Here is a 10,655-nt window from a genome sequence, read left to right as displayed (position 1 = left end):
ATACATTTCCGAGCGGATGCCGGCGGCACGCAGCTCGGCCACCATCTTCTGGTAGCGGCCGAGGCTTTCCGTATCCTTGTCCATGGTCAGCACGACGACCGGCGCGATCACGTCCGAGGTGTCGAGCTTGCCGAGGTTCTTCAGCGCCGTCATCAGCCGGGACACGCCGATGGAAAAACCGGTCGCCGGCACCGGCTCGCCACGGAAGCGCGAGACCAGACCGTCATAGCGACCGCCGCCGCCGACCGAGCCGAAGCGCACGATCTGGCCGTCCTCGTTGGGGATCTCGGCCAGCAGCTCGGCCTCGTAGACCGGGCCGGTGTAGTATTCGAGGCCGCGGACGACGGAAGGGTCGATGCGGATGCGATCCTCACCGTAGCCGCTTTGTGCGACCATGGTTCTTATCTGCTCCAACTCTGCAAGACCCTCAACAAACGAGGCGTTCGTGATGCCCAGATGTTCGAGTTTCCTTTCCTCGATAAGATTGCTGAGACCGGGGTTGATGGATCCCAGTGTCTGGACAATTTTTTCGGGATCGTGCTGCGCCATGACTGTGAAATAGCTGATGACAACGTCGACTTGCGTATTGTCCAGCCCGGCGCCCTTGGTGAAATCACCGCTCTCGTCCTTGCGCCCCGCGCCCAAAAGCAGGCGCACGCCCGCGACGCCAAGCTTGTCCAGCTTGTCGATGGCGCGCAGCACGGTCAGCCGGCGGCCGATGTTCTCGTCGCCACCGAGGCCGATCGCCTCGAGCACGCCATCGAGCACTTTGCGGTTGTTGACGCGGACGACGTAATCGCCGCGCTTGATGCCGAGCGCCTCCATCACGTCGGCCATCATCATCGCCATCTCGGCGTCGGCGGCGACGCCCGGCGTGCCGACCGTGTCGGCATCGAACTGCATGAACTGGCGGAAGCGGCCGGGACCGGGTTTCTCGTTGCGGAACACCCAGCCTGAGCGGTAGCTGCGATAGGGCTTCGGCAAGCGCTCAAAATTCTCGGCGACAAAGCGCGCCATCGGCGCGGTCAGGTCGTAGCGCAGCGACAGCCACTGGTCGTCATCGTCCTGGAACGAGAACACGCCCTCGTTCGGCCGGTCCTGGTCGGGCAAAAATTTGCCGAGCGCATCGGTGTATTCGATCAGCGGCTGGTCGACCGGCTCGAAACCGTAGAGCTCAAAGACCGAGCGGATCGTCGCCATCATCTTCTCGACGGCGCGCAGATCGTCGGCGCCGCGGTCGACAAAGCCGCGCGGCAGCCGCGCTTTCATCTTTTCGGATTTGTCGGCCATGGGATGGGTACTTTGCTGGGTAAACGATGACTTATTTCGGGTCGGCGTGTCCTACCGATGCAGCCCGGAGAAGGCAAGGGTTTGCGCTTCTCCCTGCTCCCTCTGCGCGAGAAGGCAAGAAAAAGAAGCTGAAACAATTGCGCCATGCGCGCGGCATCGTGCCGACACAATCCGGGCCGATAAGCGCGCCGAAACAAGGGGTTCGGGGCCATGGCCACGCTACAGAAGTTCGACATTATCGATAGCGGCGCACGCGACGCCTCGGTCCGGCTGCGGCCGGCTGACAGCGATGCGCCAAAAATGACGCAGCAAATCGCCGGACCGTTCGAGATAGCGGTGCAACAGCGCAGCGGGCCGACCATGCGCGACGTGCTGATGACCGGCCTGCTGGTGATCTATCCGGTGTTCGCTGCGCTGGCGGCCATCCTGGCCGGGTTTTTCCTCGCCGGCGTCGGCGGCGCCTGAGCCGCTATTTCGGCCGCTTGAACGCTTTTCGTTCCGCCTCGACCGGCTCGCGGCAGACGCAGCCCTCGAGATGGTCGTTGACCAGCCCCATCGCCTGCATGAAGGCGTAGACGGTGGTCGGGCCGACAAAGCTCCAGCCGCGCTTCTTCAGCTCTTTCGAAATGCGGACCGAGACGGCCGTCGTCGGATTGGCGCGCAAATGCGCGAGGTCGACGATCTCGGGCCGCTCGCCCGGGCCGGGCTCGAACTTCCAGAACCAGGCGGCCAGCGAGCCGGCCTCGTCGATGAGTTCGCGGGCGCGCTTGGCGTTGTTGATGGTCGAGACGATCTTGCCGCGGTGGCGGATGATGCCGGCATTGCCAAGCAGGCGCTCGACATCGGCGTCGGTGAAGGCGGCGATCTTGTCGACATCGAAGCCGGCGAAGGCCTCGCGGAAATTGTCGCGCTTGCGCAATATGGTCAACCAGGACAGGCCCGACTGAAAGCCTTCGAGACAGATCTTCTCGAACAGCCGGCGGTCGTCGGCGACCGGCCGGCCCCATTCGTGATCGTGGTAGTGCAGGTAATCCGGCAGGTTGCCGTGCCAGAAGCAGCGGGCGATGCCGTCGGGACCGGCAAGCAGACCTGTCTTTTCATCCATGGCGGAATTCCGTTCGTGTCTTGGCGTTAACGCGTTTTGACGCGGCCTTTACCGCGGCTTTACCAGATTCCTGAACCCGGCGGTAACCACACCAAAAGCTTTACTGACAGATCGGCATTTTACGCATTCCGATTCATGTTTCGGTTGCCGCTTCGCGCCAATGTCGGCGAAATCGGGGAGGCTTTGCACCCCGGCATGTTCGACGATCAAGGTGCGTTGCGATGAAGACATTCTTGTTCCCACTGTTCGGCGCCGCGGCCGTGCTTGCGGCCGGCGCCGCCAATGCCAACGACCGCTATGCCGAGAGGCCGCCGGTGGTGGTCAGTCCCGATCTTTCGGCGCCCTGGGTGCTGCAGCTCGGCCATGCACCGGGCATTGTGCGGCAGAGCCGGCAAGAAGTGCAGCCGCAACGGCGCTACCGGCGGCTGGCCGAACCGGATCAGCTGCGCACCGCAGCGGTGCAGGCGCCGGCCAAACGCATGGTGATGCGGCCGCAGATCGACCCGATCTATCTGCCGCAGGAAGTCGCCTATGACGGCCCGCAGAAGCCGGGCACGATCTTCATCGATACGCGAGAGAATTTCCTCTATCTGGTCGGAAAGAACGGCAAGGCGCGGCGCTACGGCGTCGGCACCGGCAAGCCGGGCTTCGAATGGTCCGGAACCCACAAGATCACCAACAAGCGCGTCTGGCCGGACTGGCGGCCGCCGGCTGTCATGATCAAGCGCGAGGCCGCCAAGGGCCGCTATCTGCCGACCTATCTCGCCGGCGGCATGGAAAACCCGCTCGGCGCACGCGCGCTCTATCTCGGCTCGACCGAATACCGCATCCACGGCACCAATCAGCCCTGGACAATCGGCGGCGCGGTGTCGTCGGGCTGCATCCGCATGCGCAACGAGGACGTGGTCGACCTTTACGAACGGGTCAATGTTGGCACGACGGTTGTAGTGCTGTAATCTGCAGTTGACCTCACCGATGATTCTGCTCAGAAGCCTCGGGAGCATTGAATAACGGGGGACGGGCCGTGTGGGGATGCGGCCAGTCACGAAAGGGCAGCGCGGCAAGCCGTGCTGCCCTTTTTGTTTCCGCCAACGCCAGCAAGAATTGCCGGGAAGATTTCGCCGGCACGTCGCGCGACCGGCATGGCGGTTCGCTTTTCGCGCTGCCTTTTCGCCGCCCCTCTGCTATGTGGCAGCCAAAATTCCAGACAAAGGCCCTATCTCGATGTCCCTCTCCGACGACAGCCGCTATCTCAGAGGCGGCCCGGTTGCCCAACGCATCATCGCCGGCGTGCGCGAGGACGCGGCGATCGCCACCGCCGAAGGCTTTCCGCCCAAGCTGGTGTCGATCACCGTCGGCGATACCGCGGCGGTCGACGTCTATGTCCGCAACCAGCGCGCCAAGGCGGGGCTGGCCGGCATCGGCTTCGAGGAAAGACGCTTTCGCGCCGACATCACCGCCGGCGAACTCGAAGCGGCGATCCACGGCCTGAACGCAGACCCGCGCGTCACCGGCATCATCATCCAGCGGCCGGTGCCGGTGCACATCCCGATCAAGACGCTGCAGGCGGCGGTGCATCCGCTCAAGGATGTCGAAGGCATGCACCCGGCCTCGATCGGCAACATCGTCTACAACCAGCTCGACCTGGCGCCCTGCACCGCCGCCGCCTCGGTCGAACTGCTCAGGGAAACCGGCCTCGACCTCAAGGGGCTCGAAGTGGTGGTCGTCGGCCATTCCGAGATCGTCGGCAAGCCGATCGCGTTCCTTTTGATGAGCGAAGGCGCGACAGTGACCGTCTGCCATCACATGACGCGTTCGGTGGCGGCACACGCACGCCGCGCCGACGCGCTGTTCGTCGCGGTTGGCAAGCCGCGGCTGATCAAGGCCGACATGGTCAAGCCGGGCGCGGCGGTCATCGATATCGGCATCAATTCGGAAATCGGGCCGGACGGCGAAAGCCGCATCGTCGGCGACGTCGATGCCGAGAGCGTCAGGCATGTCGCGTCCTGGATCACGCCGGTGCCGGGCGGCGTCGGCCCGATCACCGTGGCGATCCTGCTGCGCAACACGATGGTGGCGCTCAGCCGCCAGCGCGCCCGCTACCAGGCCACCTACGGCACGGCGGACAGGCTGGCGGCGGAGTAGGCGCTTTCGTCACGTGTATTGCGGCACATGGCAGGTGATCCGGGACTCATCATCCCAGAAAACGTAGAGCATGCCACCGCTGCCCCAGAAGAAGCCGGCGAGTGAATCGAACTGGAGAAGAAATTTCATTTGCCGATCCGTCCCGGGAACGACTGGAAACTGCGGCCCCTGAATCCATGACGGCAGCCCACCAAGCCGAAACAGGTTTTGCCTTGAATTGCTTATCCCGTACGACTGCCTGAGCCACCGTTTAGGGGTCGGTGCCAACCGAACAGTTCTTTTCTCGGCGGCTTTTGCAGGCCTCTCAATGTAGGGCGAATGCAGAGGCGCGATCGGCGTCGGCACACCGGCAGCGTCGTGGGAATAATAGGTCGGTTCGAGAGAATTCGCACAGGTGTCGATACGGAGTCTGGGACGAGGCATCGTCAGCTCACTCCCAAGGTCGTCCAGCGTAACCAGATGTATCAGTCGCTCTCGACAGGTCGGGCACACTGCCGATCCTTCGCCGCCGACCGTAAGTGGCCTGCCAGTCGCCGGAAGGTGCCAGGTGGGATGGTTGCGATGCGTCGGAAAAGACATGTCGCTCGGAGCGCCCTCCTCAAAGATGAAGTGATGGCAAGCGGGCGGCGAACGAGGATCATCATGCGTCAGCCAGTCTGCGAAATCGGGAATGTCGCCCAAGGTATTGTCTGGAAACAATCCCGGCGCCTGCAAGGCGACGTGAGCGAGCAGATCCTCGACATCTATTCCGCGTTTGACTTCTCCTTGCAGGAAAAATGCCAGACGGGCCAAGTGCGTGTCGTCGAGAAACGAAATCACGTCGTCAATGAGACTGGTCTGGTGAACGTCGGCTTCGACGGCCGCCTTTATCAGCGCAAACAGGAATTCGGACCCGCCCTTGAGATGCCGGGCCGCGATTGCCGTGCAGTCTTCATAGCGTGCCTGGATTGTTGCGCGCGGCGTCTTCGATAACAGCCGAACGATGGTTTCAATCTCTAATGATTCCAAATCGGACAACGGCCTATTCTCATGAGCGAATGCAGAGCAATCAACTCATTCTTGGTGGTTCGCCGCCATAAGCCCAGTCGAGCAGCTTTATCGTGTGCACCACCGGCAGCTTGGCGGCGGAGGCGATCTGGGTGATGCAGCCGATATTGCCGGTGGCGATGATTTCAGCACCGGTCGCTTCGATATTCCTGACCTTGCGGTCGCGCAGCGTCGCCGAAATCCCGGGCTGCAGGATGTTGTAGGTGCCGGCCGAGCCGCAGCAGAGATGCCCTTCGCGCGGCTCGCGCACGACGAAGCCGGCTCTGGCGAGAAGCTCCTTCGGCTGGCGGGTGATCTTCTGGCCGTGCTGCATCGAGCACGCGGAGTGATAGGCGACGATGGTGCCCGGCTTGCGGACCGGCTCGGGCAGGTCGAGGCTCGCCAGATATTCGGTGATGTCCCTGGCCAGCGCCGAGACGCGCGCCGCTTTGTCGGCGTAGGCCGGATCGAGGCGCAGCATGAAGCCGTAATCCTTGATGGTGGTGCCGCAGCCGGATGCGGTGATGACGATGGCGTCGAGCCCGCCTTGCTCGACGGCGCGCGTCCAGGCGTCGACGTTCCGTCGGGCCGACGCCAAGGCAGCGCCCTCGCGGCCCATGTGATGCACCAGCGCGCCGCAGCAGCCCTCGTCTTGGGGCACGACAACCTCGACGCCAAGCCGGGTCAGCAGCGAAATCGCAGTTTCATTGATGCCGGGATCGAGCACGGATTGCGCGCAGCCGGTGAGGATGGCGACGCGGCCATTTTTCTTTGCGCCCTGCCCCGCATGGATGCCCGGCGAAGCCATCGGCGATGCAGCGGGGATGTGCGTTGGAGCGAGCTTCAGCATCGCCGCCAGCGGCTTCAATGCCGAGATTTTCTCGAACAGGCCGGCGAATGGCTGGCCGAGCTTAGCCAGCTTGAGCGCGGCGCGGAAACGCGAGGGATAAGGCAGCACAAAGGCCAGCATGGCGCGTGTCAGGCGATCGGCCAGCGGACGCTTGTAGGTCTCCTCGATATGGACGCGGGCGTGGTCGACCAGATGCATGTAATTGACGCCCGACGGGCAGGTGGTCATGCAGGCGAGGCAGGACAGGCAGCGGTCGATATGGGTGACGATCTCCTTGTCGGCCGGCCGTCCGTTTTCCAGCATGTCCTTGATCAGGTAAATCCGGCCGCGCGGCGAATCCAGTTCGTTGCCGAGCGTCACATAAGTCGGGCAGGTGGCAGTGCAGAAGCCGCAATGCACGCATTTGCGCAGGATCTTCTCCGATTCCGCGACATGCGGATCGGCGAGCTGGGCAGCTGAGAAATTGGTCTGCACGTAAACGAATCCTACAATCCCAGAAACCAGCTTTCCGGGTTCTTGACCGGCTCGCCGCGCTGCAGCGCCTGCAAGCCGAGAATGCAGCGGGTGATGAACCAGACCGCGACCGCAACCATCAGCACGACGCCGACGACCACGACCATCAGCAGCGCCGAGATCAGTGCATAGAGCAGGCCGATCCAGAAGGTGCGGATCAGGAATGTGTAATGGCTCTCGACGAAGCCGCCGGCCTTGCCGCGATTGATATAGGCAAGGACGATGCCGACAATGCCGCTGACGCCGATGGCTAGGCCGGCGAGATAGAGGATGTAGATGACCAGCGCATTGGTCGGACCGGGCTCCAGCCAGCGGTCGGTCTGGCGTGAGGTACCGTTTTGACCTGGATCGCTCATTGTGCTCCTCCCTCGGTTGCCGGGGCGAGAGTAGCAGAGCCTGCGCCCGGCGCCATACGGCCGGGATTGAGGATGTTCTTCGGGTCGAATTCGGCCTTCAGCCGCGCCGACAGTGCTGCCAGTTGCGGCGCTTGCGGTTCGAACACCGGTATCGCAGCGCGGTGCGAAGGGGTTGCGCGCACCAGCGTCGCATGGCCGCCGCCATATTTTTTGATCAAGCCGCGCAACAGGCCGGCCTCGGGATCGTCCTGCTGCATGCGCAGCCAGATCAGCCCGCCCTGCCAATCGTAGAAGGCATCGACCGCGGCCTGCATGCGCAGCGCCAGCACCATTTGGTGGCCCTGCGACGGCGCCATCGAGACGCGCCACACCGGCCTTTCGCTGCCATCGGCGAACGGCGCGCAGTCGCGGACATCGCGCCAGACCGAATACGAGACCGAACCCGAAATCTCCTGCAGCGGCCCGGCGTTTTTCAGCAGGTCTTTCAGCGCCGCGATGCGGTAGGCGACCGATGGGCCGAAGCCCTCGATGCGTAGCAGCGTCGCCGCATCGCTGCCGAGACTGCCGCCAGCGACCCGCGCGGCGACCCGTTCGGGAAGATGGGCAGCGCTCGACACTTCGGCGCTGGAACCGAGCGCCAGCGCCATGGCGGCGACGGCATGATGGTCGAGCAGGCCGCGGATGGCGAGCGTGACTTCAGTCTCGGCAGCAGGCAGCACCTTGAAGGTGACGTCGGTGAACACCGCCAGCGTGCCCCAGCTGTTGGCCATCAGCTTGGATAGATCATAGCCGGTGACGTTCTTGACCACGCGGCCGCCCGACTTGAAGGCCCCGCCGCGCCCGGAAACGGCCGCTATGCCGAGGATATGGTCGCGCGCAGCCCCGGCCTTCAGCCGCCGCGGCCCGGAAAGGTTCGCCGCCAGCACGCCGCCGATCGTGCCTGGTCCTGGCTCACCGCCAAGCAGTGGGCCATAATCCATCGGTTCGAAGGCCAGTTGCTGGCCGTTTTCGGCAAGTAGGCTTTCGATCTCGGCCAGCGGCGTGCCGGCTTTTGCCGACAGCACCAGCTCGGCCGGCTCATAGAGCGTGACGCCGGAGAGTTTGGAAAGGTCGAGCGTATGCTCGCTCTGCTGCGGCCGGCCGATGCCGCGCTTGGAGCCGTGGCCGAGGATTTCGAGCGGCGAGTCCTCTGCGGCTGCCCAAGCGATGGTGGAGAGGGTTTCCGCGGCGGTTGATGGGGTGAAGGTGGTCATGCGGCGGGTGCGCCAATCGTAAATGAAGAGAAGCCGCGATCCTTCCCACCCCCCTCTGTCCTGCCGGACATCTCCCCCTCAAGGGGGGAGATCAGCAGTTTCGGCGCTTCGAGCCTATGTCGACGCTGGAGATTGGCGAAAGCCGAAGCGACATCCAATCTCCCCCCTTGAGGGGGAGATGTCCGGCAGGACAGAGGGGGGTGTTCAAGCGCCAACATACCCCTCAAAACCTCGGAATGTCCGGAAACGCCACTTGCCCGCGATGCACGTGCATCCTTCCGAGTTCGGCGCATCGCCTCAGCTGCGGAAATACCTTGCCCGGATTGAGCAGATGGTTGGGATCGAAGGCGCATTTGACGCGCATCTGCTGGTCGAGGTCGATCTGGTTGAACATTTCGGGCATCAGGTCGCGCTTCTCGACGCCGACCCCGTGCTCGCCGGTCAGCACGCCGCCGACCTTGACGCAGAGCCGCAATATGTCGGCGCCGAAGCTTTCCGCCTTGTCGAGCTCGCCCGGCACATTGGCATCGTAGAGGATCAGCGGATGCAGATTGCCGTCGCCGGCGTGGAAGACATTGGCGACGCCGAGCCCGTATTTCTCCGACAGTTCGCGCATGCCGGCGAGCACGCGCGGCAGTTCCTTGCGCGGGATGGTGCCGTCCATGCAGTAATAGTCGGGCGAGATGCGGCCGACCGCCGGGAAGGCTGCCTTTCGGCCGGCCCAGAAACTCAGCCGCTCCTGCTCCGACTGCGAGATGCGGCATGTTGTCGAGCCGTTGCTATGGGCAATGGCTTCGACCAGGCCGATCAGGTGATCGACCTCGACACCCGGCCCGTCCAGCTCGACGATCAGCAGCGCCTCGACATCGAGCGGATAGCCGGCCTGGACGAAATCCTCGGCGGCGTGGATGGCCGGGAGGTCCATCATCTCCATGCCGCCCGGAATGATGCCGGCGCCGATAATGTCGGCGACGCATTGGCCGGCCTGCTCGCTGGTCGGGAAGCCGATCAGCAGGGCACGCGCCGTCTCCGGCTTCTTCAGGATGCGCACGGTGACCTCGGTGACGACGCCGAGCAATCCTTCGGAGCCGGTCATGACGCCGAGCAGGTCGTAGCCTTCCGCGTCGAGATGGCTGCCGCCGAGGCGCACCACCTCGCCATTCATCAGCACCATCTCGATGCCGAGCACATTGTTGGCGGTGAGACCGTATTTCAGGCAGTGCACGCCGCCGGAATTTTCCGCGACATTGCCGCCGATCGAGCAGGCGATCTGGGAGGATGGATCGGGGGCGTAATAGAAGCCCTCCTGCTCGACGGCGGTGGTGATGCCGAGATTGGTGACGCCGGGCTGAGCAATGACGATGCGGTTCTGAAAATCGATCTCGAGGATCCGGTTGAAGCGGCTCATCACCAGCAGCACCGCGTCCTCCAGCGGCAGCGCGCCGCCCGAGAGCGAGGTGCCGGAGCCGCGCGGCACGACGCGGATGTTGCGGTCACTGCAGTATTTCAGCACCCGCGAGACCTGCGCCACGGTCTGCGGCAGCACCACGACCAGCGGCAATTGCCGGTAGGCGGTGAGCCCGTCGCTCTCGAAGGCGCGCATGGCATTGGCGGCGTCGACGACGCCCTCGCCCGGCACGATGATGCGCATATCGGCGACGATCTCGTCGCGCCGGCGCAACGTGGCGTCGTCTGGTTTCGGCATGGCAAGGCCGGACATCGACAGCCTCCTTCGATCGACTGGTAAAAATCTTTTACCAGCGACGGCTGCCGGTTGCAAATGCCGCTTTGGCCGGGATGGGAGGCCTGTGGCCGGGACAGCCTTCCGCAGCGGCAATCTGCCGCTGCGCGCCACACTACTCGCCCGGCTGCTTGCCTGGTTCGGAGTGCATGCGGCGGACGCGGCGCACGCCCCACCAGACGAGCAGGACGGCGAGCGGCACCGAGGCGGCGGTGACCATTTCCGGCGCAAAGGCATGGCCGAAGATCGAGGCGCCCTTGGCGACGTAGCCGATGAGGCCGACGACATAATAGGAAACGGCGGCGACCGAGAGCCCCTCCACCGTCTGCTGCAGGCGCAATTGCAGGCGGGCGCGATTGTTCATCGATGCCAAAAG

11 protein-coding genes are annotated in these 10,655 nt (G+C 64.0%); 3 read left to right on the top strand and 8 right to left on the bottom strand.

Translation table 11 applies throughout. The features are described 5' to 3' along the window. Positions 1 to 1,290: histidine--tRNA ligase (gene hisS / locus E5W70_RS27810; RefSeq protein WP_292664491.1), on the bottom strand; the 1,290-nt coding region annotated here is incomplete at its 3' end. Between the two features lie 210 nt (positions 1,291 to 1,500). On the opposite strand from hisS, the gene E5W70_RS27805 reads away from it, so the two are divergent. Beyond that, a complete protein-coding gene (locus E5W70_RS27805; RefSeq protein WP_292664489.1) occupies positions 1,501 to 1,755 on the top strand; it encodes a hypothetical protein in 255 nt (84 codons plus the stop codon). A 4-nt stretch (positions 1,756 to 1,759) separates the two neighbouring features. Here E5W70_RS27805 and E5W70_RS27800 read toward each other — a convergent pair whose 3' ends face one another. Next, positions 1,760 to 2,395, bottom strand: a complete 636-nt coding sequence (locus E5W70_RS27800; RefSeq protein ID WP_292664487.1) for a DNA-3-methyladenine glycosylase I — start codon at positions 2,393 to 2,395, stop codon at positions 1,760 to 1,762. Between the two features lie 221 nt (positions 2,396 to 2,616). Between E5W70_RS27800 and E5W70_RS27795 the strand changes: the two genes are divergently transcribed. Together E5W70_RS27795 and E5W70_RS27790 are read left to right on the top strand one after the other, a co-directional pair. Continuing rightward, on the top strand, positions 2,617 to 3,351 hold the full coding sequence (locus E5W70_RS27795; protein ID WP_292664485.1) for a L,D-transpeptidase: 735 nt from the start codon (positions 2,617 to 2,619) through the stop codon (positions 3,349 to 3,351). Between the two features lie 268 nt (positions 3,352 to 3,619). Continuing rightward, positions 3,620 to 4,540, top strand: a complete 921-nt coding sequence (locus E5W70_RS27790; RefSeq protein ID WP_292664484.1) for a bifunctional 5,10-methylenetetrahydrofolate dehydrogenase/5,10-methenyltetrahydrofolate cyclohydrolase — start codon at positions 3,620 to 3,622, stop codon at positions 4,538 to 4,540. Between the two features lie 9 nt (positions 4,541 to 4,549). Here E5W70_RS27790 and E5W70_RS27785 read toward each other — a convergent pair whose 3' ends face one another. The 6 genes from E5W70_RS27785 to E5W70_RS27760 form a co-directional block, all read right to left on the bottom strand. Next, complete coding sequence (locus E5W70_RS27785) at positions 4,550 to 5,557, bottom strand: hypothetical protein (RefSeq protein ID WP_292664482.1); 1,008 nt, start codon at positions 5,555 to 5,557, stop codon at positions 4,550 to 4,552. Between the two features lie 31 nt (positions 5,558 to 5,588). Beyond that, positions 5,589 to 6,890 carry a glycolate oxidase subunit GlcF gene (gene glcF, locus E5W70_RS27780; protein ID WP_292664480.1) on the bottom strand — a complete coding sequence of 434 codons (1,302 nt, stop codon included), beginning with the start codon at positions 6,888 to 6,890 and terminating at the stop codon, positions 5,589 to 5,591. An 11-nt stretch (positions 6,891 to 6,901) separates the two neighbouring features. Further along, the gene (locus E5W70_RS27775; protein ID WP_292664478.1) at positions 6,902 to 7,285 is read right to left on the bottom strand and encodes a hypothetical protein; all 384 of its coding nucleotides are present in this window, start codon (positions 7,283 to 7,285) and stop codon (positions 6,902 to 6,904) included. Further along, positions 7,282 to 8,538 (bottom strand): FAD-binding protein, encoded by a 1,257-nt coding sequence (locus E5W70_RS27770; RefSeq protein ID WP_292664476.1) that lies wholly within the window; start codon positions 8,536 to 8,538, stop codon positions 7,282 to 7,284. The genes E5W70_RS27775 and E5W70_RS27770 overlap by 4 nt, the downstream gene beginning before the upstream one ends. A gap of 223 nt (positions 8,539 to 8,761) precedes the next feature. Next, positions 8,762 to 10,258: an FAD-linked oxidase C-terminal domain-containing protein gene (locus E5W70_RS27765; protein ID WP_292664474.1), complete on the bottom strand. Its 1,497-nt coding sequence runs from the start codon at positions 10,256 to 10,258 to the stop codon at positions 8,762 to 8,764. Between the two features lie 136 nt (positions 10,259 to 10,394). Further along, positions 10,395 to 10,655: DUF3422 family protein (locus E5W70_RS27760; protein ID WP_292664472.1), on the bottom strand; the 261-nt coding region annotated here is incomplete at its 5' end.

It is taken from the genome of Mesorhizobium sp., from assembly GCF_005063415.1.
Taxonomy (GTDB): domain Bacteria; phylum Pseudomonadota; class Alphaproteobacteria; order Rhizobiales; family Rhizobiaceae; genus Mesorhizobium.
This window is presented reverse-complemented; position numbering and strand designations above follow the sequence as displayed.